Annotated in this window: 17 protein-coding genes; 10 read left to right on the top strand and 7 right to left on the bottom strand. The window is 65.1% G+C overall.

What is annotated here, in order from left to right:
* Window positions 1-26: 26 nt before the first annotated feature.
* The 4 genes from ruvX to gshB all read right to left on the bottom strand — a co-directional run bounded on the left by ruvX (window position 27) and on the right by gshB (window position 3,155).
* On the bottom strand, window positions 27-464 hold the full coding sequence (gene ruvX, locus E5221_RS25945) for a Holliday junction resolvase RuvX (protein WP_013974530.1): 438 nt from the start codon (window positions 462-464) through the stop codon (window positions 27-29).
* Window positions 464-1,033 carry a YqgE/AlgH family protein gene (locus E5221_RS25940; RefSeq protein WP_247846653.1) on the bottom strand — a complete coding sequence of 190 codons (570 nt, stop codon included), beginning with the start codon at window positions 1,031-1,033 and terminating at the stop codon, window positions 464-466. Before E5221_RS25940 ends, ruvX begins: the two co-directional genes overlap by 1 nt.
* A 171-nt stretch (window positions 1,034-1,204) precedes the next feature.
* Window positions 1,205-2,110, bottom strand: coding sequence for an energy transducer TonB (locus E5221_RS25935; protein ID WP_247846652.1), 906 nt, complete (start codon window positions 2,108-2,110; stop codon window positions 1,205-1,207).
* 91 nt (window positions 2,111-2,201) lie between these two features.
* Window positions 2,202-3,155 (bottom strand): glutathione synthase, encoded by a 954-nt coding sequence (gshB, locus tag E5221_RS25930; protein WP_013974527.1) that lies wholly within the window; start codon window positions 3,153-3,155, stop codon window positions 2,202-2,204.
* 212 nt (window positions 3,156-3,367) lie between these two features.
* Here gshB and E5221_RS25925 point away from each other — a divergent pair, with 212 nt between their 5' ends.
* The 7 genes from E5221_RS25925 (at window position 3,368) to E5221_RS25895 (ending at window position 13,041) form a co-directional block, all read left to right on the top strand.
* Window positions 3,368-3,769, top strand: coding sequence for a response regulator (locus E5221_RS25925; protein ID WP_003257770.1), 402 nt, complete (start codon window positions 3,368-3,370; stop codon window positions 3,767-3,769).
* Window positions 3,770-3,816: 47 nt separating this feature from the next.
* On the top strand, window positions 3,817-4,182 hold the full coding sequence (pilH, locus tag E5221_RS25920; protein ID WP_003257768.1) for a twitching motility response regulator PilH: 366 nt from the start codon (window positions 3,817-3,819) through the stop codon (window positions 4,180-4,182).
* Window positions 4,179-4,733, top strand: a complete 555-nt coding sequence (locus E5221_RS25915; RefSeq protein WP_003257767.1) for a chemotaxis protein CheW — start codon at window positions 4,179-4,181, stop codon at window positions 4,731-4,733. Before pilH ends, E5221_RS25915 begins: the two co-directional genes overlap by 4 nt.
* Before the next feature lie 41 nt (window positions 4,734-4,774).
* Window positions 4,775-6,799, top strand: a complete 2,025-nt coding sequence (locus E5221_RS25910; RefSeq protein ID WP_230491512.1) for a methyl-accepting chemotaxis protein — start codon at window positions 4,775-4,777, stop codon at window positions 6,797-6,799.
* A gap of 48 nt (window positions 6,800-6,847) precedes the next feature.
* Window positions 6,848-11,800 (top strand): Hpt domain-containing protein, encoded by a 4,953-nt coding sequence (locus E5221_RS25905; protein WP_247846651.1) that lies wholly within the window; start codon window positions 6,848-6,850, stop codon window positions 11,798-11,800.
* Window positions 11,793-12,266 (top strand): chemotaxis protein CheW, encoded by a 474-nt coding sequence (locus tag E5221_RS25900; RefSeq protein WP_013974523.1) that lies wholly within the window; start codon window positions 11,793-11,795, stop codon window positions 12,264-12,266. Before E5221_RS25905 ends, E5221_RS25900 begins: the two co-directional genes overlap by 8 nt.
* Before the next feature lie 157 nt (window positions 12,267-12,423).
* Window positions 12,424-13,041: a hemolysin III family protein gene (locus tag E5221_RS25895; protein ID WP_013974522.1), complete on the top strand. Its 618-nt coding sequence runs from the start codon at window positions 12,424-12,426 to the stop codon at window positions 13,039-13,041.
* On the opposite strand, the gene E5221_RS25890 is transcribed toward E5221_RS25895, so the two are convergent.
* Window positions 13,042-13,761 (bottom strand): 16S rRNA (uracil(1498)-N(3))-methyltransferase, encoded by a 720-nt coding sequence (locus E5221_RS25890; RefSeq protein ID WP_061550440.1) that lies wholly within the window; start codon window positions 13,759-13,761, stop codon window positions 13,042-13,044. It abuts the gene before it with no gap.
* Window positions 13,762-13,890: 129 nt separating this feature from the next.
* Complete coding sequence (locus tag E5221_RS25885) at window positions 13,891-15,297, bottom strand: adenosylmethionine--8-amino-7-oxononanoate transaminase (RefSeq protein WP_061550439.1); 1,407 nt, start codon at window positions 15,295-15,297, stop codon at window positions 13,891-13,893.
* A gap of 265 nt (window positions 15,298-15,562) precedes the next feature.
* Here E5221_RS25885 and E5221_RS25880 point away from each other — a divergent pair, with 265 nt between their 5' ends.
* The 3 genes from E5221_RS25880 (at window position 15,563) to E5221_RS25870 (ending at window position 18,837) form a co-directional block, all read left to right on the top strand.
* On the top strand, window positions 15,563-17,416 hold the full coding sequence (locus tag E5221_RS25880; RefSeq protein ID WP_247846650.1) for a flavin monoamine oxidase family protein: 1,854 nt from the start codon (window positions 15,563-15,565) through the stop codon (window positions 17,414-17,416).
* Window positions 17,417-17,672: 256 nt separating this feature from the next.
* Window positions 17,673-18,224, top strand: coding sequence for a cytochrome b (locus E5221_RS25875; RefSeq protein WP_247846649.1), 552 nt, complete (start codon window positions 17,673-17,675; stop codon window positions 18,222-18,224).
* Window positions 18,225-18,258: 34 nt separating this feature from the next.
* Complete coding sequence (locus tag E5221_RS25870) at window positions 18,259-18,837, top strand: YceI family protein (RefSeq protein ID WP_013974517.1); 579 nt, start codon at window positions 18,259-18,261, stop codon at window positions 18,835-18,837.
* A 158-nt stretch (window positions 18,838-18,995) separates the two neighbouring features.
* Here E5221_RS25870 and E5221_RS25865 read toward each other — a convergent pair whose 3' ends face one another.
* Window positions 18,996-20,879 (bottom strand): DEAD/DEAH box helicase, encoded by a 1,884-nt coding sequence (locus E5221_RS25865; protein ID WP_247846648.1) that lies wholly within the window; start codon window positions 20,877-20,879, stop codon window positions 18,996-18,998.
* Between the last annotated feature and the right edge of the window lie 6 nt (window positions 20,880-20,885).

Here is a 20,885-nt window from a genome sequence, read left to right as displayed (position 1 = left end):
CCGGGCGGGGCCGGCGGCAAAGATGATCAGGTATTGGCCTCCAGCCAGCCTTGCAGCAACAGGGCGGCGGCGATGGCATCGACCGGGTTGTCGCGGTAGCTGCCGCGCTGGCCGCCACGGGCCATGCGCTCGCCCTTGGCCTCGAAGGTGGTCAGGCGTTCGTCGTGGGTGTGCACGGGCAGGTTGAAGCGGCCGTTCAGGCGGCGGGCGAACTTTTCTGCGCGGGCGCTCATTTCGCTGGGGGTGCCGTCCATGTTCAGCGGCAGGCCGACGACGATGGCGTCGGGCTTCCATTCGGCAATCAGCTTTTCCACTTGGGCCCAGTCCGGCACGCCGTTCTGTGCCTTCAGGGTGCAAAGCTCGCGGGCCTGGCCGGTAACCACCTGGCCGACGGCTACGCCGATCTGTTTGCTGCCGTAGTCGAAGCCCAGCAGCAGACGCAATTCCGGGTGCAGTTCGGCCATCAGGCGTGGCCCGCCTGGCTGGTCAGCAGGTTCAGGTTGATCCCCAGGCTGGCGGCGGCGGCTTCCAGGCGCAGGTCGCTGGTCAGGCCGAAGATGATTTCCGGGTCGAACGGGCAGTTGAGCCAGGCGTTGTCGGCAAGCTCCGTTTCCAGTTGGCCCGCTTCCCAGCCGGCATAGCCCAGGGTGATCAGGCTCTGTTTCGGGCCTACCCCGGCGGCGATGGCAAGCAATATATCCTGCGAGGTGGTCAGCGACAGCCCTTCCAGCGCCACGGTGGCCTGGAAACTGCATTCGCTGCTGTGCAGCACGAAGCCACGGTCGGTCTGTACCGGGCCACCTTGGTAGATCGGCACCTGCAAGGTGCTGGCCGGTGGCATTTCGTCCGGGCGCAGCTGCTCGAGGATGTCGGCCAGGTTCAGCTCCTGCGGCCGGTTGACCACCAGGCCCATGGCGCCATGGGCGTTGTGCTCGACGATGTACGTGAGGGTCTGGGCGAAGTTCGGATCGGCCATGTGTGGCATGGCGATCAGGAACTGATGCTTGAGGTAGCTCGGCGTGAGGGTTTTCATGGGGGATAGTGTGGCGCCAGGTGGCGAGACTGACAAGGTGCGTAACGAGGCTTGCGCGTTCCCTGTGGGAGCGGGTTTACCCGCGAATGCGCCAGATCAGGCAATGATGTCGCTTAGTCGGACGCTTTCGCGGGTAAACCCGCTCCCACAGGGACCGCGTAATGCCGCAGGTCAGTTACTGGACAAACGGTCCCCTCGGGCAAAGCGCCAGGTGCGGATGATCTCCAGCCGGTCAAACTCGGCCAGGTCCCCGGTAAACGGCGCAAACGGCGCCGCCAGCCGCACGATGCGCTGCGCCGCCTGGTCAAGCACCGGTTGCCCGGACGACTCCAGCACCAGTACCTCGTACAGCGAGCCATCGCGGTTTATCGACACCATCATGCGCAGGTTGCCGTAGATCTGTTGCCGGCGCGCTTCATCGGGGTAGTTCAGGTTGCCCACCCGCTCGACCTTCTTGCGCCACTCTTCCTTGTACCAGGCCCCCTTGTCGCGCATGGTCGAGGCGGCATTGAGCCGGTGGATGCGCGGGCGCTTGGCGTACATCTGCTGCTCGTTGGACAGCTCCGCCTCCAGGCTGGCGATCTGGCTGGACAACTGCGAGCTGTCGAAGTCCGGTGCCGGGGCTGCCGGCTTGGGCTGCGGTTTGCTTTCCCTGGGTTTGGGCTCGACCTTCTGCGGCTTGGGCGCCGTGGTCACTACCGCCGACTTCTGCGGGACAGGGGGCGGTACCACCTCGGGCTTCGCGGCGGGTGGCGGGGTGATCGTGTTGATCTTGCTGTCCTGGAACGGTGCCAGTTCGGTGGTCTTGGGCACCGCTTTCTTGTCCAGGGTGCCGCTGCCCTGCTGGTTGTCCTGGGCCTGGAAATCGGCCTTCTCCGGCGGTTTCTCGCTCTTGAAGGTGGCCAGGGTGATGTCCATGGTGTGGCGGATTTCGGCAGGCTTGACCACGCTGAAGCCGACGCCGAGGATCAGCGCCAGGTGCACCAGGGCAGCCAGGAACAGGGTAAAGCCGAGCCGGTCCACCGGGCGAACACGGGGGGGCAGCAGGTCGGCGGGGATGTCAGCGGGCAGCGTCATCGGGTTTCCAGCAACCGCAGGGCGGGGCAGCAGGCCAGGCTAAAAGGACCCGCATCATACCCCACTCTGGGTTGTTGCCGTGCGTCGGCGGTCAGCGCGCCTTCAGCTGGCGATCAATGGCATCCATCAATTGCCCGCCGATATCGGTGTTGTAGGCGGCATCGATCTCGCGGATGCAGGTGGGGCTGGTGACGTTGATTTCGGTGAGGTAGTCGCCGATCACGTCCAGGCCCACGAACATCAGGCCCTTCTCGCGCAGGGTCGGGCCGACCTGGGCGGCGATCCAGCGGTCGCGGTCGGTCAGCGGGCGTGCTTCGCCACGGCCGCCGGCGGCCAGGTTGCCACGGGTCTCGCCGCTGGCCGGGATACGCGCCAGGCAGTAGTCCACCGGCTCGCCGTCGATCATCAGGATGCGCTTGTCGCCGTCGACGATCTGCGGCAGGTAGGCCTGCGCCATGATCTGCTGGTTGCCGTGCTGGGTCAGGGTTTCCAGGATCACCGACAGGTTCGGGTCGTCCTTGCGGTGACGGAACACCGAGGCGCCGCCCATGCCGTCCAGCGGCTTGAGGATTACGTCACCACGGCTGTCGGCGAACTCGCGCAGGATGTCGACACGGCGGCTGACCAGGGTAGGCGCCATGCACTGCGGGAACTGGGTGGCGAACAGTTTTTCGTTGCAGTCGCGCAGGCTCTGCGGGCGGTTGACCACCAGTACCCCCTCGCGCTCGGCCTGCTCCAGCAGGTAGGTGCTGTAGACGAACTCCATGTCGAAGGGCGGGTCCTTGCGCATCAGGATCACGTCCAGCTCGGCCAGCGCGCTATCCTGCTCCTCGCCCAGCTCGAACCAGCGGGCCGGGTCGGCGAACACTTTCAGCGGGCGCATCTGCGCACGGGCCTGGCCGGCGCCCAGGTACATATCGCGCTGTTCCATGTAGAACAGGCTCCAGCCGCGCGCCTGGGCGGCCAGCAGCATGGCCAGCGAGCTGTCCTTCTTGTAGGAGATGGACGCGATGGGGTCCATGACAATGCCGAGGCGAACGCTCATGGGGTGGTTCCTCTTGGCGGCACGTGGCCGCGATGGATCGAAAGAAAAGTGGCTCAGGGTGGCGCCGTGAACGCCGCCGGTCAAGGGGCGCCGCAGATGGAACGGCCACCCGGAGTGTGCTAAAAATGCCAGTCATAGCGCTATACAACAGGCCTTTGGGGCTGCGCAGCAGCTCCAGGAATTCGGCATAAGCAGCGACGGTAGCCCAAGTGATGGAACAACCCCTGAAGGTGATGGTGATCGACGACTCGCGCACGATCCGCCGCACCGCACAGATGTTGCTCGGTGAAGCGGGCTGCGAGGTGATCACCGCCAGTGATGGCTTCGATGCCCTGGCCAAGATCGTCGACCACCAGCCCAGCATCATCTTCGTCGATGTGTTGATGCCGCGCCTGGACGGCTACCAGACCTGCGCGGTGATCAAGCACAACAGTGCCTTCAAGGACACCCCGGTCATTCTGCTTTCGTCACGTGACGGCCTGTTCGACAAGGCCCGCGGCCGGGTGGTCGGCTCCGACCAGTTCCTGACCAAACCGTTCAGCAAGGAAGAACTGCTCGACGCGATCCGCGCCCACGTGCCCGGTTTTGCCGCAGCCCAACAACACGCACCCTGACCGCGCCCCGCCATGGCACGGTCTTTCTTTCCTGATGGGGAACCAGCATGGCCCGAGTTCTGATTGTCGACGACTCGCCGACAGAGATGTACCGATTGACCGAATGGCTGGAAAAGCACGGCTACCAGGTGCTCAAGGCCAACAACGGTGCCGATGGCGTGGCCTTGGCACGGCAGGACAAGCCCGACGCGGTGTTGATGGACATCGTGATGCCCGGCATGAACGGCTTCCAGGCAACCCGTCAGCTCAGCAAGGACCCGGAAACCAGCACCATCCCGGTGATCGTGGTCACCACCAAGGACCAGGAAACCGACCGTATCTGGGCCACGCGCCAGGGCGCTCGTGACTTCCTGACCAAGCCGGTGGAAGAGGACGCGCTGATCGCCAAGCTCAAAGAAGTGCTCGGGGCTTGACCACCCGCCCGCAGGGCGCGTCGCTGACCGCCTTCGAGTTGTTGCTGGACATCGACCGGCGCTGCCGCCTGCTGGTCGCCGACCAGCCGCCGCAGGACAACCGCCTGCAACAGTGGAGCGGCATCGGCTTCCGCATAGCCGGGCAATGGTTCGTCGCGCCCATGGGCGAGGTTGCCGAGGTGCTGCGCGAACCGCGCAGCAGCCGCGTCCCCGGCGTGCAGCCGTGGGTTTGCGGGGTAGCCAACCTGCGCGGCCGGCTGCTACCGGTGATGGACCTGAGCAGTTTCTTCGGCCTGGGCCACGCCGCCCCGGGCAAGCAGCGGCGGGTGCTGGTGCTGGACCACGAGGACCTGTTCGTCGGCCTGCTGGTGGACGAGGTGCTGGGCCTGCAGCACTTTGCCCTCGACAGCCTGCAACTGTCGCCGCCACAGCCCCTGATCCGCGCCGCTGCACCTTTCGTGCAGGGGCACTTCCCGCGTGAACGCAACTGGGCGATCTTCAGCCCCTTCGCCCTGGCCCAGGCGCCGGGCTTTCTCGATGTGGCGTTATAGGACCTGCGAACGTGAACAAGCCTGCCACCCCCGTCACCACCGTGACCCCACGTACCCGCAGCATCGCGCAGATCACCGTGCTGTTCCTGATCCTGATCCTGTCGATCATTCTGTTGTTCGCCAACTTTGCCTACCTGAACACCCAGTCCAACTACGACAAGCAGTACATCGGCCACGCCGGCGAACTGCGGGTGCTGTCGCAGCGCATCGCCAAGAACGCCACCGAAGCCGCCACCGGCAAGGCCTTGGCCTTCAAGCTGCTGTCGGACGCGCGCAACGATTTCGAACGGCGCTGGGGCTACTTGCGTGAAGGTGACAAGTCCACCGGCCTGCCACCTGCGCCGCCCATGGTGCGTGACGAGATGGAAGCGGTACGCCGCGACTGGGAAAACCTGCGCAAGAACACCGACACCATCCTGGCCAGCGAGCAGACCGTGCTGTCGCTGCACCAGGTGGCGGCGACCCTGGCCGAGACCGTGCCGCAGTTGCAGGTGGAATACGAGAAAGTGGTCGAAATCCTGCTGCAGAGTGGCGCCCCGGCCAGCCAGGTGGCGGTGGCCCAGCGCCAGTTGCTGCTGGCCGAACGCATTCTCGGCTCGGTCAACACCGTGCTGGCCGGTGACGATGCCGCGGCCCAGGCGGCGGATGCCTTCGGCCGCGATGCCGGGCGCTTCGGCCAGGTGCTCGAGGGCATGCTCAGTGGCAACGCGGCGATCCAGGTGACCCGTGTCGAGGACGCCGATGCCCGTGCGCGCCTGGCTGAAATTGCCGAGCTGTTCCAGTTCGTTGCCGGCTCGGTGGATGAAATCCTCGAAACCTCGCCGGAACTGTTCCGCGTGCGCGAGGCTGCGGGCAACATCTTCAGCCTGTCGCAAACCCTGCTCGACGAGGCCTCGCACCTGGCCAACGGTTTCGAGAACCTGGCTGGCGGGCGCACGCTCGACACCGTCGGCGGCTATGTCCTGGGCCTTCTGGCGCTGGCTTCGATCATCCTCATCGGCCTGGTCATGGTACGCACCACCAACCGCCAGCTGCGTGAGACGGCGGAAAAGAACGAACGCAACCAGCAGGCGATCATGCGCCTGCTCGACGAAATCGAAGAGCTGGCTGACGGCGACCTGACCGTGACCGTATCGGTGACCGAAGACTTCACCGGCGCCATTGCCGACTCGATCAACTATTCCGTGGACCAATTACGCGACCTGGTCGCCACCATCAACCACAGTGCCGTGCAGGTCGCTGCCGCCGTGCAGGACACACAGAACACCGCACGCCAGCTGGCCAAGGCCTCGGAGCACCAGGCCGAGCAGATCAGCGAGGCTTCCGAGGCGGTTGGCGACATGGTCGAATCGATCGACCGGGTTTCGGCGCATGCCTACGAGTCGGCCAAGGTGGCCGAGCGCTCGGTGGCGATCGCCAACAAGGGCAACGAGGTGGTGCACAACACCATCAACGGCATGGACAACATTCGCGAACAGATCCAGGACACCGCCAAACGGATCAAGCGCCTCGGTGAGTCCTCCCAGGAAATCGGCGATATCGTCAGCCTGATCGACGACATTGCCGACCAGACCAACATCCTCGCCCTCAACGCGGCGATTCAGGCCTCGCTGGCCGGCGAGGCCGGCCGTGGGTTCGCCGTGGTCGCCGACGAAGTGCAGCGCCTGGCCGAACGCTCGTCGTCGGCCACCCGGCAGATCGAAGCGCTGGTGCGCACCATCCAGGCCGACACCAACGAGGCGGTGATATCCATGGAGCAGACCACCGCCGAGGTGGTGCGCGGTGCCCGCCTGGCCCAGGATGCCGGGGTGGCGCTGGCCGAGATCGAAGGCGTATCGCAGAACCTTGCCGACCTTATCCACAGCATCTCCGATGCCGCCCAGCTGCAGACTTCGTCTGCCGGGCAGATCTCCCACACCATGGCGGTCATCCAGCAGATTACCGCGCAGACCTCCGCCGGCTCCGGCGCCACTGCCGACAGCATCCGCCACCTGGCACGCATGGCCAGCGAGATGCGCCGTTCGGTGTCCGGGTTCACCCTGCCACCACCAGCAGAGCCCAAGTGAAGAGCCCTACTGATGAGCTCTACTGAAAAGCCGCGCCGAGGAATGCCCATGGCTGTAGCTGCTGTAAGCCCCGAGCGCCACGACACCGTGGCGCTGGCCTGGACCAAAGCCGCCATCCTCGACTGCCTGGGCCAGGCGCGCCAGGCGCTGGAGCGCTTTGCCGGCGAGCCTGGCGACCTGTCGATGCTGGCATTCGTGGTCGACAACCTGCACCAGGTGCACGGCTGCCTGCGCATGCTCGAACTGCGCGGTGCCACGCGCCTGGCTGAAGAACTGGAGCTGTTCGCCAAGGCCCTGGCCGATGGTCAGGTCAGCCCCCGCGGTGATTGCCTGGGCGCGTTGTTCCGCGGCCTGGAGCAATTGCCATCGTATCTGGAGCGCCTGCGCGGCGCCCGCCACGACCTGCCACTGGTGATGCTGCCGCTGCTCAACCAGCTGCGTGCCTGCCGTGGCGAGGAGCCGTTGGCCCAGGCCAGCCTGATCAGCGGCGCCACCCAACGCTTTGCCGGTGCCGACGACCTGGCCAACCTCGACCTGTCGCTGGGCAACTGGCGCGACCAGCTGCAGGCAGGGCCGGGCCGCGATGCCCTGCGCTCGGTGGTGACCGCGCTGTGCGACGACCTGATGCGCATCAAGGAGCGCCTGGACCAGTTCGTGCGTGGCGACCGCCAGCACAGCGAGCAGCTCGATGCCCTGCTGGCACCGCTGCGCCACGTGGCCGACACCCTGGCGGTGCTTGGCTTCCAGCAGCCACGCCGGGTGATCATCGACCAGGTGCTGGCGCTGCAGGCCCTGGCCCAGGGCGAGCGGGCCGTGGACGACGCGGTGTTGATGGATGTAGCGGGGGCCCTGCTGTACGTGGAGGCCACGCTCAATGGCATGGTCGGCCCGCTGGAGGAAAACGGCCAGGGCGGCCTGCCTGGCTCGGACCTGGCCGAAATCCGCCAGCTGGTGTTGAACGAGTCGCTGAACGTGCTGCAGCAGGCCAAGGACCTGATCGGCGATTGCCTGGAATCCGGCTGGCCTCGGCAACGCCTGCAACCCTTGCCAGGGCTGTTGCAGCAGATTCGTGGTGCGCTGGCGATGTTGATGCTGCCGACCGTGGCCGAGCTGTTTGCCGGTTGCGCCAGCTATGTGCAGCGGTGGCTGCAGCACCTGGAGGTGGAGCCGCCAGCCGATGAGCTGACGCACTTGGCCGAGGCCCTGAGCGCCGCCGAATGCTACCTGCAATGGCGGGTGGCGGACCCATTGGCGGATGGCCAGCCCTTCATCGACATGGCGCGCGCCAGTTTGGCGACACTGGGTGTGCACTGCGCGATGGTCGAGGTCACCGCAGGCCAGGATGGCAGCGCTGATGGCATCGATGACGAGCTGCGTGAAGTGTTTCTCGACGAGGCCGGTGAACTGCTGCCGGAAATCGAGCGCCACTGGTTGCGCTGGCGTGCCGACAACCAGCAGCGCGAGGCACTGGGAGAAGTACGCCGCGCCTTGCATACGCTCAAGGGCAGCGGCCGCATGGTGCATGCCGAGGCGGTGGCCGAGCTGGCCTGGGGCGCAGAACACCTGCTGAACCGGGTACTCGAGGGCCGCAGCGTGCTCAGCCCGGAAGGCGTGGTGGCCCTGCAGCAGGTATTCGTCTACCTGCCCGACCTGCTGGCCGACTTTGCCGCAGGCCAGTTACCGCAACTGACGGAAATCGAGCAACTGGCCGGGCACCTGCATGCCCTGGCCGAAAACGATGCCACAGTGGCGGCCGACATCGACGGCCTCGATCCGCAACTGCTCGACATTTTCCGCAGCGAGGCGCAGGGCCACCTGGCCAGCCTGGATGCTTTCCTGCAGGGCGCCGACGGCCACGATACGCAGGTCAGCGATGGCCTGCAGCGCGCCCTGCACACGCTCAAGGGCAGTGCCGCCATGGCCGGGGTGATGCCGGTCGCCGAACTGGCCACCGCCTTCGACCGCCTGGCACGTGAATACAAGGGCCACCAACTGCCCCTGCAAATGGCCGAGATCGAATGGCTGGAAGCTGCGCGCTCGCTGTTCCACCTGGGCCTGGCGCAACTCGACAGCACGCCGTTGGCAGCCATCCCCGGCGCCGCGGAACTGATCGAGCAGGTCGGCCAGGCGGTTGACGGGCACCTGGCCAGCTTGCATGACGACCCGCAGCATGGGCGGCGCAGCAAGCGCGACCCGCAATCGATTGCCAGTTTCCTGGCCCAGGCCATGGATATCCTGCTTGATGCCGAGTCGTTGCTGTCGCGCTGGCAGGAACAGCCCGGCCAGCGCGATGCGCTGGACACCCTGCTCGACGAACTGACTACCCTGGGCCACGCTGCGCATCTGGCCGACCTGTGGCAGATGGATGACGTGTGCGAGGCCTTGCTCGACTTGTACGGCGCCGTGGAGGAGGGTAGCCTGCCCGCCGATGCACGGTTCTTCGCCCACGTGCAGCGGGCCCATGAAGCACTGCTGGACATGCTCGACGAAGTGGCGGCCGGGCAGGACATCCCGCCAAGGCCAGAGCTGGTCGACAGCCTGCGCCACCTGCTTGGCCAGGCCCTGGCACCGGAGGCCACTGGCCTGGTGGGCATCGACACGGTCACGCCGTTGCATCCGGACATGGACCTGGCCGATACCCTTGGCCTCGGGCCTGCGCACAACCCTTTGCTGCCAGCTGTGGCCGAGCCGCTGGTCGAAGAGCCGGAAAGCCCAGGCGAAGAGCTGCTGGAAGTCTTCCTCGAAGAAAGCTCGGACATCGTCGAGAGTGCCGCCGCTGCCTTGGCGCGCTGGCAGGCCGACCCGCGCAGCAGTGTCGAGGTGGACAACCTGATGCGCGACCTGCACACCCTGAAGGGTGTGGCGCGCATGGTCGAAATTGCGCCGATCGGCGACCTGGCCCACGAGCTGGAGTTTCTCTACGAACTGCTGGCCGCAGGCCGTATGCCACCGAGCGCGCCACTGTTCGCCTTGCTGCAGAACTGCCATGACCGCCTGGCGCATATGCTCGATGCCGTGCGCCTGGGGCAACCGCTGCATGCTGCCACCGCGCTGATCGACTACATCCGCAACTTCAGCTTCTCGGCTCTGGCCGACAGCGCTGCCGGCCAAGGGCCGGTCGAGGCCGCGACCAGTGAGGCGCCGGCGGTGGCTCCGGAGCGGGCACCAGGCGACATGGTCAAGGTCGATGCCGAGCTGCTCGACGACCTGGGCAACCTGGCCGGTGAGCACTCGATCATCCGTGGGCGCATCGAGCAGCAGGTGAACGATGCGCAATTCACCCTCAACGAGATGGAAACCACCCTCGAGCGCATGCGCGACCAGTTGCTGCGCCTGGATATCGAGACCCAAGGGCGGATGTCCAGCCGGCAGCAGTTCGAAGGCGATGCCTATGACGACTTCGACCCGCTGGAAATGGACCGCCACTCGCAACTGCAGCAACTGTCGCGGGCCTTGTTCGAGTCCGCCTCGGACTTGCTTGACCTCAAGGAAACCCTGGCACAGCGCGCCCAGGAAGCCCACAGCCTGCTGCAGCAGCAAGCGCGGGTGAACAGCCAGTTGCAGGAAGGCCTGACCGCGACCCTGATGGTGCCCTTCGAGCGCCTGGTGCCACGCTTGCAGCGTGTGGTACGGCAGGTGGCCAGTGAACTGGGCAAACAGGTGGAACTGGTGGTCGGCAATGCCGAGGGCGAACTGGACCGCAGCGTGCTCGAACGTATGGTGGCGCCGCTGGAGCACATGCTGCGCAACGCCGTCGACCATGGCCTGGAAAGCCGCGAAATGCGCCTGGCCGCCGGCAAGCCGGAGCAGGGCACCATTCACCTGAATCTGCTGCACGAAGGCGCGGACATCGTTATCGAAATGACCGACGACGGTGCCGGCGTGCCACTGGAAGCGGTGCGCCGCAAGGCCATCAAGCGCGGCCTGCTGGACCCGCAGGCGCAATTGAGCGATCACGAGATCCTCCAGTTCATCCTGCGACCGGGCTTTTCCACTGCCGAGAAGATCACCCAGATTTCCGGGCGTGGTCTGGGCATGGACGTGGTACACGAAGAGGTCAAGCAACTGGGTGGCTCGATGAGTATCGAGTCGGCCCAAGGCAAGGGGGCGCGCTTCCTGATCCGCCTGCCGTTCACCGTGTCGGTCAACCGTGCGCTGATGGTGCACCTGGGCGAAGAGCAGTACGCCATTCCGCTGAACACCATCGAGGGCATCGTCCGCGTGCCGCCGGCCGAACTGGCGGCGTGCTACCAACTGGACGCCCCGCGTTATGTGTACGCCGGCCACGAATACGAGCTGCGCTACCTGGGTGAGCTGCTGCAGGGCATGCCGCGCCCGGCATTGCTCGGGCAGAGCGTGCCGCTGCCGGTGCTGCTGGTGCATTCCCAGGAGCAGTCGTTCGCCATCCAGGCCGACAGCCTGTCGCCCAGCCGCGAGATCGTGGTGAAGAGCCTGGGGCCGCAGTTTGCCGCGGTTGCCGGGTTGTCGGGGGCGACGCTGCTGGGCGATGGTCGGGTGGTACTGATTCTCGACCTGCTGGGCCAGTTGCGTGGCCAGCAGCGGCGCCTGGCGCGCCTGCCGGGTGGCGGTGCGGCTCGGCGCCAGGTGTTCGGCCCTGCGCCACGGCGGGCGTTGCTGGTAATGGTGGTGGACGATTCGGTGACTGTGCGCAAGGTCACCAGCCGCCTGTTGGAACGCCACGGCATGAGTGTGCTGACGGCCAAGGACGGGGTCGATGCAATGGCCCTGCTGGAAGAACACCGCCCCGATGTGTTGCTGCTGGACATCGAGATGCCGCGCATGGACGGCTTCGAGGTGGCCACACGTATCCGCCGTGACGAGCGTCTGAAAGACTTGCCGATCATAATGATTACTTCGCGCACCGGGCAGAAGCACCGCGACCGCGCCATGGCCATCGGCGTCAACGAATACCTGGGCAAGCCGTATCAGGAGTCGGTCCTGTTGCAGAGCATTGCCCACTGGAGCCAGACCCATGCTTGAACTGATCGCCGGCCAACGCAGCAGCCTGACCGGGCTTTTGCTGCCGTTGGGTGACCGTACCCTGGTGTTGCCCAACGTGGCGGTGGCCGAGTTGAGTGGCCAGCGCAATGTGGTGTGCCAACGCGGCGAGCCGGCCTGGCACCTGGGCTGGATCGACTGGCGCCAGCAGCGCCTGCCGCTGATCGGCTTCGAAGCCGCGTGCGGTGGCGAGACACCCTGCGGCGAGCGGGCACGCGTGGTGGTGCTCAATGCCTTGGGTGATACCGGTCTGCGCTACCTGGCGTTGTTGCTGCAGGACATACCGCGCTCATGCAAGCTGGACAGCCAGCTGAACTACGTGGACGTGGCGTTGGGTCGCCTGGAACTGGCGGCGGTGCAGGTGGGCGAACAGGTAGCGCGGGTGCCGGACCTGGCCGGGCTGGAACGGCTGGTGCGTGACGCGCAATTGCAACCTGAGCTTGGGTAGGATGTAAGACACAGGGCCTCTTCGCGGGTAAACCCGCTCCCACAGGTAGTGCGCCACCCTCTGGTATCGTGGGATCCCTGTGGGAGCGGTTTACCCGCGAAGAGGCCGGAACAGAAGGACGCAGGAACCCAGCCCACCTCAGGAGGTCTGTGTTTGCATGTACTACGGTGAACGCTTCAACGCCTGGACCCACCTGGTCGGTGCCGTCCTGGCCTGTATCGGTGCCATCTGGCTGATCGTGGTCGCGGGCCTGCAGGGCGACCCGTGGAAGATCGTCAGTTTCTCCATCTACGGCAGCACCTTGCTGTTGCTGTACAGCATTTCTACCCTGTACCACAGCACTCGCGGGCGGGCGAAGGTGATCATGCGCAAGCTCGATCACCTGTCGATATACCTGCTGATCGCCGGCAGCTACACGCCGTTCTGCCTGGTCAGCCTGCGCGGGCCCTGGGGCTGGAGCCTGTTCGGGGTTGTCTGGGGGCTGGCGGTGATCGGCATGTTGCAGGAGATCAAGCCACGTTCCGAAGCGCGCATCCTGTCGATCATCATCTATGCGGTGATGGGCTGGATCGTGCTGGTGGCTGTCAAGCCATTGCTGCACTCGCTCGGCAGCGCCGGCTTTGCCTGGCTGGCTGCCGGCGGGGTGTTCTACACCGTCGGCATCATCTTCTTCGCCTTCGACAGCCGCTTCCGCCACTGGCATGGCATCTGGCACCTGTTCGTGATCGCCGGCAGCCTCATGCACTTCGTGGCGGTGTCGTTCTACGTGCGCTAGTTAAAAGTCGCCCCACAGTTGCTGTGCCACCGACAGTGCCACCACCGGTGCGGTTTCGGTGCGCAGCACGCGTGGGCCGAGGCGTGCGGCGTGGAAACCGGCAGCCTTGGCCTGGTCGACCTCCGCTTCGCTCAGGCCGCCTTCGGGGCCGATCAGGAAGGCCAGGGTGGCCGGCTTGGCATGGCTGGTGAGCGGTTCGGCCACCGGGTGCAGGACCAGTTTCAAGTCGGCCTTGGCACTGTTCAGCCATTCAACCAGGGTCACTGGCGGGTGGATGACCGGCAAGGTCGAGCGGCCGCATTGTTCGCAGGCGCTGATCGCCACCTGGCGCCAGTGGGCCAGGCGCTTGTCGGCGCGCTCGTCCTTCAGCCGCACTTCGCAGCGTTCGCTGACGATCGGGGTGATTTCGTTGGCGCCCAGTTCGGTGGCTTTCTGGATTGCCCAGTCCATGCGCTCGCCACGGGACAGGCCTTGGCCGAGATGCACGTGCAGTGGTGAATCGGCCTGGCCGGCGAGGGCCTGGTCGAGGCTGACGCGCACGGTTTTCTTGCCCACTTCGAGCAACTGGCCGCGGTATTCCTGGCCACTGCCGTCGAACAGCTGCACGGCGTCGCCGGGGGCCATGCGCAGAACGCGGCCGATATAGTGGGCCTGGGCTTCGGGCAGGTCATGCTCGCCAAGGCTCAGGGGGGCGTCGATGAAAAAGCGGGACAGTCTCATGGTTGAGCTCAAGCTAAAGGGAGAATGTGGTCCCTGTGGGAGCGGGTTCACCCGCGAATGCGGCGGTGACTCCACTATTGCATTCGCGGGTGAACCCGCTCCCACAGGGTACGCGGCGGGCTTCCGGGCTTAGCCCGGGTCGCGGAAGTCGGGGTGGAAGTTGGCCGGTACGGCCACGCTGACGCTATCGCGAGTGGCAATGTCGATGCCTTCGCTGGCCACTTCTGCCAGGAAGTCGATCTGATCTGGCGTAATCACATACGGCGGCAGGAAGTACACCACGCTGCCCAGCGGGCGCAGCAGGGCGCCACGCGTCAGGGCATGCTCGAACACTTTCAGGCCACGACGCTCTTGCCACGGGTAGGCGACCTTGCCGGCCTTGTCCTGGACCATTTCGATGGCCAGGGCCATGCCGGTCTGGCGAATCTCGGCCACATGCGTATGGTCGGCCAGGTGCGCGGTGGCGCTGGCCATGCGGGTGGCCAATGCCTTGTTGGCCTCGATCACGTTGTCCTGCTCGAAGATGTCCAGGGTCGCCAGCGCCGCGGCGCAGGCCAGCGGGTTGCCGGTATAGCTGTGCGAGTGGAGGAACGCGCGCAGGGTCGGGTAGTCGTCGTAGAACGCCTGGTACACCTTGTCGGTGGTCAGGCAGGCGGCCAGCGGCAGGTAACCGCCGGTCAGGGCCTTGGACAGGCACAGGAAGTCCGGGCGAATGCCGGCCTGTTCACAGGCGAACATGGTGCCGGTGCGGCCGAAGCCCACGGCGATTTCGTCGTGGATCAGGTGCACGTCGTAGCGGTCGCAGGCCTCGCGCAGCAGCTTGAGGTACACCGGGTGGTACATGCGCATGCCGCCGGCACCCTGGATCAGCGGCTCGACGATCACCGCGCTGATCGAGGCGTGGTGCTCGGCCAGGGTCTGTTCCATGGCCTGGAACATGGTGCGTGAGTGCTCTTCCCAGCTCGTGCCTTCGGGGCGCAGGTAGCAGTCGGGGCTGGGCACCTTGAGGGTGTCGAGCAGCAGCGCCTTGTAGGTTTCGGTGAACAGCGGCACATCGCCGACCGACATGGCGGCGATGGTTTCGCCGTGGTAGCTGTTGGTCAGGGTGACGAAGCGCTTCTTGCCCGGCTTGCCGACGTTCTGCCAGTAGTGGAAGCTCATCTTCAGCGCCACTTCGATGCACGACGAACCGTTGTCGGCATAGAACACCCGGTCGAGGCCGGCCGGGGTCATGGCTACAAGGCGCTCGGACAGCTCGATCACCGGCTGGTGGCTGAAACCGGCCAGGATCACGTGCTCCAGCTGGTCGACCTGGTCCTTGATGCGCTGGTTGATACGCGGGTTGGCGTGGCCAAACACGTTGACCCACCAGCTGCTCACCGCATCCAGGTAGCGCTTGCCTTCGAAGTCTTCCAGCCACACGCCTTCGCCGCGCCTGATCGGGATCAGCGGCAGCTGCTCGTGGTCTTTCATCTGGGTGCAGGGGTGCCACAGGACCTTGAGGTCGCGTTGCATCCACTGATCATTGAGGCCCATGGGCACTTCTCCTGGCTTTGCGGCTTGGTTCGACCGCGTAAGCCTAAGCAATGCCGCAGGGCAGGACAACCGCCGCTGTTCATCGGGTTGCCAGCTACGCTTGCTACCGCGTGGAAACGCTGCAGGCAAAAATGTCAGTGGCGAAAAGGACTTGATGTCACTGCGCTGGCAGGGTCGGTAGACCTGACGTATTCTTAACGCATCTCTCCCGGGGCATTCCTGCCTCTCCACGTTTCTGTAACCCCCTGACTCGGAGTTCGCCGACATGGCTGCTGCTTGGGTGCGCCTGTGCGCGTTGGTATTGATTGGTGTGTCCAGCGGCGCCGCGCTGGCAAAGGACAAGACACCTTCGGCGATCGTCGTGGGTGGCGGCCTGGCGGGCCTGACGGCCGCCTACGAGCTGCAGAACAAAGGCTGGCAGGTGACGCTGCTGGAAGCCAAGCCGGGCATGGGCGGGCGCTCGGGCCTGGCTACCAGCGAGTGGATCGGCAACGCCAAGGCGCAGCCGGTGCTCAACCAGTACCTCGACCGTTTCAAACTTGAAACACTGCCGGCACCGGAATTCGTGCGTACCCCCGGTTACCTGATTGAGGGCGAGTATTTCAGTGCCACCGACCTGGCTACCAAGCAGCCGGCCACCGCCGAGGCGCTCAAGCGTTACGAGAAAACCCTCGATGACCTGGCCCGTTCGATCGAAGACCCGCTGAACCCGCAAGCCAACAGCACGCTGTTCGCCCTCGACCAGATCAACGTCTCCACCTGGCTGGACAAGCTGCAGCTGCCGACCACCGCCCGCCAGCTGGTCAACCAGCAGATCCGTACCCGCTACGATGAGCCATCGCGCCTGTCGCTGCTGTATTTTGCCCAGCAGAACCGCGTGTATCGCGGCGTCAGCGACCGTGACCTGCGTGCCGCGCGCCTGCCCGGTGGCAGCCCGGTGCTGGCCCAAGCGTTCGTCAAGCAACTGAAGACTATCAAGACCAGTTCGCCCGTGACCTCCATCGTCCAGGACAAGGACGGTGTCACGGTCAAGGTCGGCAGCGTCGGCTACCAGGCGGATTACCTGGTCATGGCCGTGCCCCTGCGCGCCCTGGCCAAGATCCAGATGACTCCGGGCCTGGACAGCCAGCACCTGGCGGCGTTGAAAGGTACCAACTATGGCTGGCGCGACCAGCTGATGCTCAAGTTCAAAAAGCCGGTGTGGGAAAGCCGGGCGCGCATGTCGGGCGAAATCTTCAGTAACGCAGGTTTGGGCATGCTGTGGATCGAACCCGCGCTCAAGGGTGGCGCCAACGTGGTGATCAACCTGTCGGGCGACAACGCCCGCCTGCTGCAAGCGTTCGGCGACAAGCAGATGGTCGATCAGGTGCTGATCCGCCTGCATGCGTTCTACCCACAGGCCCGTGGCTCGTTCACCGGTTACGAGGTCAAGCGCTACAGCACCGACGCCGGTACCGGCGGCGCCTACCTGGCCTATGGCCCGGGCCAGATCAGCAAATACTGGCGCCTGTGGGAGCGCCCGGTGCAGCGCATCACCTTTGCCGGTGAGCATACCGACGCCCTCTACCCAGGCACCCTGGAAGGCGCCCTGCGCAGTGGCCAGCGCGCGGCCAGCCAGGTGCAGGACCTGCTGGCCGGCAAGGCGTTCGACCCGGCCAAGGCGGCACCAGTGGCGGCGGCAGCAGCTGCAGGCGCGGTGGCGGCCAAGGAGAGCAAGGGCGGGTTCTTCTCCAACATGTTCGGTGGTTCTTCCGACAAGGGCGACAAGGCTGACAAGGCCCCGGTCAAGGCCGAGCCGAAGCCGGTCGATGAGGCCAAGCAGGATAAGCCGGGCTTCTTCAAGCGCCTGTTTGGCGGGGCGGACAAGCCTGAGGTGAAGGCCGAGCCGATTGCCAAGGCCGAGGAAGTGGCGCTGGCACCTGCGCCAACCCCGCAAGCCGCGCCGGCCCCGGTTGCGCCAGCGCCTGTGGTCAAGGAAGCAGCGGCCAAGCCTGCTGCGACCAAGGCTGCGCCTGCCAAGCGCGCACCGGCGCACAAGCCAGCCCAGACCAAAAAGGCGACTGCCAAGTCCGAACCGGCCAAGAAAGCTGTAGCCAATACCCAAGCCAAAGCGGGTTGATTTATTGCCAGTGCTGGCCTCTTCGCAGCACAAGGCTGCTCCTACAAGTACTGCGCCGTCCTGTAGGAGCAGCCTTGTGCTGCGAAAGAGGCGGCACTGGCAACCGCGAACGCTCCGTCTATCGTTAATGTTTCCTTAATGGAAAGCTTACAGAATACATATCGTATTTATCGATAATCCAAAGCAATTTTTTACGCTTTTATTCGATGCGTTACGCGTTAGTCTGTGCACAGCTTTCACGGGGAAACACGTCAACATGCAACTGCGCAATTCACCTTCTCGCTACGGCGTGGTCAGCATCGTCCTGCACTGGGGCGTGGCTGTGGCAGTCTTCGGCCTGTTCGGCCTGGGCCTGTGGATGGTCGGCCTCGACTACTACAGCCCTTGGCGCAAGGCCGGCCCGGACCTGCACAAAAGCATTGGCCTGGTGCTGCTGGCGGTGATGCTGCTGCGGGTGCTCTGGCGCTTCATCAGCCCGCCACCACCGGCACCAGCCAGCCACGGCGCATTCACCCGCCTGGCAGCCAAGTTGGGCCACCTGGCCCTGTACGTTGGGTTGTTCGCGGTAATGATCGCCGGTTACCTGATTTCCACCGCCGACGGTGTCGGCATTCCGGTGTTTGGCCTGTTCGAAGTGCCGGCACTGGTCAGCGACCTGCCCGACCAGGCAGACCTGGCAGGCGTGATCCATCTCTGGCTGGCCTGGGGCTTGGTGATTTTTGCCGTGCTGCATGGCTTGGCAGCGCTCAAGCACCATTTCATCGACCGTGACGCGACCCTGACCCGCATGCTGGGCCGCAAAGCTTGACTCTCAACCTCAATTGCAAAGGAAGGAAGTAAGGATGTTGAAAAAGACTTTTGCCGCTCTGGCGCTCGGTACCGCTCTGCTCTCCGCCGGCCAGGCCATGGCTGCCGAGTACAAGATCGACAAGGAAGGCCAGCACGCGTTCGTTGACTGGAAGATCAGCCACCTGGGCTACAGCTTCATTCACGGTACCTTCAAGGACTTCGACGGCAACTTCACCTGGGACAGTGCAAAGCCTGAAGCCAGCAAGATCAACGTCGACCTGAAAACCGCCAGCCTGTGGTCGAACCACGCCGAGCGTGACAAGCACATTGCCAGCGCCGACTTCCTCGACGTGAAGAAGTACCCCGAAGCCAAGTTCGTCTCCACCAGCGTCAAGCCGACTGGCGACAAGACTGCTGACGTGACTGGCGACCTGACCATGCACGGTGTGACCAAGCCGGTCACCTTCAAGGCCACTTTCAACGGTGAAGGCAAGGACCCATGGGGCGGCGAGCGCGCTGGTTTCAACGCTACCACCACGCTGAACCTGAACGACTTCGGCATCAAGGGCCCGGGCGCTACCTCGCAGACCCTGGACCTGGATATCAGTGTTGAAGGTGTGAAGCAGAAGTAATTTGCTTTAGCTGAAGTACCGAGGGGGCTGCTTCGCAGCCCTTTCGCGACACAAGGCCGCTCCCACAGGTATTGCGCTGCAAGTGAAATCTGCGCAATACCTGTGGGAGCGGCCTTGTGTCGCGAAAGGGCCGCAAAGCGGCCCCCTCATACTTTCTGTCAGCCCTTGCGGGTCAGCAGCGCCGGGCGCTCACCGCGCGGGCGGCTCGGCAGGTCATCCAGCTGCTCAGGCGTCGGGTAACGGTCGAGCTTGGACTCCTTGCGGATGATCACTGGCTGTTTTTCCGGCTGGCGCGGGTTGCGAACGGCCGGCTCTTGCCGGGCAGCATCGTCACGAGCCGGGCGGCCACGGCCACCCCCATCACGACGGGCACCGCCACCGTTGTTAGCGCGGGCTGGACGTTTCTCGCCGCCACCGCCGTTGCGCTGCTGGCCGCTGTTGCGACCTTGGCCACCGGTGTTGCTGCGGCCATTACCCTGGCCCTGACCTTGGCCGGCATTGGCGCCCGGGCGGCGGTTGCGGCCCTGGTTCTTGCCCTGGTACGGGCTGACATAGTCGGCACGGTTGCCGAAGTTGTCGATATCGTCGTCCAGGAACTCTTCAGGATCACGGTCGGCAGGCACTTTCGGCACGCTGCCGTTGCTGGCCTGCTGTTGCTGCTGGCGTGGCTTCTTGTCACGCGGCTTGCGTTGCTGCTGTTGCTTGTCGCCGCTCTTTTCCTTGTCGACCGGCTTGTCCGCAGCCTGTTGCTTGGCCTTGCCTTTATCCTTGCCCTTGTCCTTGCGGCCGCCGTTGGCGTCTTTGCCGCCTTCGCCGCGGGCCTGCTGGTTACGGCCACCACGGCCATTGTTCTGCTGGCGTTCGCGCACTTCAGGCTTTTCGGCTTCAACCTGGCTGGCGTCGAAGCCCATCAGGTCGCCGTCCGGGATCTTCTGCTTGGTTACCCGCTCGATGCTCTTGAGCAGTTTCTCTTCATCCGGCGCGACCATGGAAATGGCCTCGCCCGAACGCCCGGCACGGCCGGTACGGCCGATACGGTGGACGTAGTCTTCCTCTACGTTCGGCAGCTCGAAGTTGACCACGTGCGGCAACTGGTCGATGTCCAGGCCACGGGCGGCGATGTCGGTGGCGACCAGTACGCGCACGCTGTTGGCCTTGAAGTCGGCCAGGGCCTTGGTGCGGGCGTTCTGGCTCTTGTTGCCATGAATTGCGGCGGCGGTCAGGCCGTGCTTTTCCAGGTACTCGGCCAGGCGGTTGGCGCCGTGCTTGGTGCGGGTGAACACCAGTACCTGTTCCCAGGCACCCTGGGTGATCAGGTGCGCCAGCAGCGCGCGCTTGTGGCTGGCGGGCAGGCGGTAGACGCGCTGCTCGATACGCTCGACGGTAGTGTTCGGCGGGGTGACCTCGATACGCTCCGGGTTGTGCAGGAGCTTGTCGGCGAGGTCGGTGATGTCCTTGGAGAACGTGGCCGAGAACAACAGGTTCTGGCGCTTGGCCGGCAGGCGAGCGAGGACCTTCTTGACGTCATGGATGAAGCCCATGTCGAGCATGCGGTCGGCTTCGTCCAGCACCAGGATTTCCACGTGGGCCAGGTCAACCTTGCCTTGGCCGGCCAGGTCGAGCAGGCGGCCAGGGCAGGCGACCAGCACGTCCACACCCTTGGCAATGGCCTGGATCTGCGGGTTCATGCCGACGCCGCCGAAAATGCAGGCGCTGACCAGTGGCAGGTCACGGGCATAGACCTTGAAGCTGTCATGCACCTGGGCTGCCAGTTCGCGGGTCGGGGTCAGGACCAGCACGCGAGGTTGGCGCGGGCCATGGCGCTGCGACTTGTCGGGGTGGCCGGCCGGGAACAGGCGCTCGAGGATCGGCAGGGCGAAACCGCCGGTTTTACCAGTACCTGTCTGTGCGGCGACCATCAGGTCGCGGCCTTGCAACACGGCGGGAATCGCCCGCTGTTGCACGGGGGTCGGCTGGGTATAGCCCGCAGCCTCGATAGCGCGGACAAGAGCCTCGGAGAGACCGAGGGAAGCAAAGGACATGGGCAA

This window comes from Pseudomonas sp. A2 (assembly GCF_023100865.1).
In the GTDB taxonomy this organism is placed as follows: domain Bacteria; phylum Pseudomonadota; class Gammaproteobacteria; order Pseudomonadales; family Pseudomonadaceae; genus Aquipseudomonas; species Aquipseudomonas asiatica.
This window is presented reverse-complemented; position numbering and strand designations above follow the sequence as displayed.

Bases quoted from the DNA above. Each gene is read 5' to 3' on its own strand.
- E5221_RS25890 (WP_061550440.1), bottom strand. From the start codon at position 13,761: ATGAGACTGTCCCGCTTTTTCATCGACGCCCCCCTGAGCCTTGGCGAG.
- E5221_RS25865 (WP_247846648.1), bottom strand. From the start codon at position 20,879: ATGTCCTTTGCTTCCCTCGGTCTCTCCGAGGCTCTTGTCCGCGCTATC.
- E5221_RS25885 (WP_061550439.1), bottom strand. From the start codon at position 15,297: ATGGGCCTCAATGATCAGTGGATGCAACGCGACCTCAAGGTCCTGTGG.
- E5221_RS25905 (WP_247846651.1), top strand. From the start codon at position 6,848: ATGGCTGTAGCTGCTGTAAGCCCCGAGCGCCACGACACCGTGGCGCTG.
- E5221_RS25870 (WP_013974517.1), top strand. From the start codon at position 18,259: ATGTTGAAAAAGACTTTTGCCGCTCTGGCGCTCGGTACCGCTCTGCTC.
- E5221_RS25900 (WP_013974523.1), top strand. From the start codon at position 11,793: ATGCTTGAACTGATCGCCGGCCAACGCAGCAGCCTGACCGGGCTTTTG.
- gshB (WP_013974527.1), bottom strand. From the start codon at position 3,155: ATGAGCGTTCGCCTCGGCATTGTCATGGACCCCATCGCGTCCATCTCC.
- E5221_RS25940 (WP_247846653.1), bottom strand. From the start codon at position 1,033: ATGAAAACCCTCACGCCGAGCTACCTCAAGCATCAGTTCCTGATCGCC.
- ruvX (WP_013974530.1), bottom strand. From the start codon at position 464: ATGGCCGAACTGCACCCGGAATTGCGTCTGCTGCTGGGCTTCGACTAC.
- E5221_RS25880 (WP_247846650.1), top strand. From the start codon at position 15,563: ATGGCTGCTGCTTGGGTGCGCCTGTGCGCGTTGGTATTGATTGGTGTG.
- E5221_RS25875 (WP_247846649.1), top strand. From the start codon at position 17,673: ATGCAACTGCGCAATTCACCTTCTCGCTACGGCGTGGTCAGCATCGTC.
- E5221_RS25895 (WP_013974522.1), top strand. From the start codon at position 12,424: ATGTACTACGGTGAACGCTTCAACGCCTGGACCCACCTGGTCGGTGCC.
- E5221_RS25935 (WP_247846652.1), bottom strand. From the start codon at position 2,110: ATGACGCTGCCCGCTGACATCCCCGCCGACCTGCTGCCCCCCCGTGTT.
- pilH (WP_003257768.1), top strand. From the start codon at position 3,817: ATGGCCCGAGTTCTGATTGTCGACGACTCGCCGACAGAGATGTACCGA.
- E5221_RS25925 (WP_003257770.1), top strand. From the start codon at position 3,368: ATGGAACAACCCCTGAAGGTGATGGTGATCGACGACTCGCGCACGATC.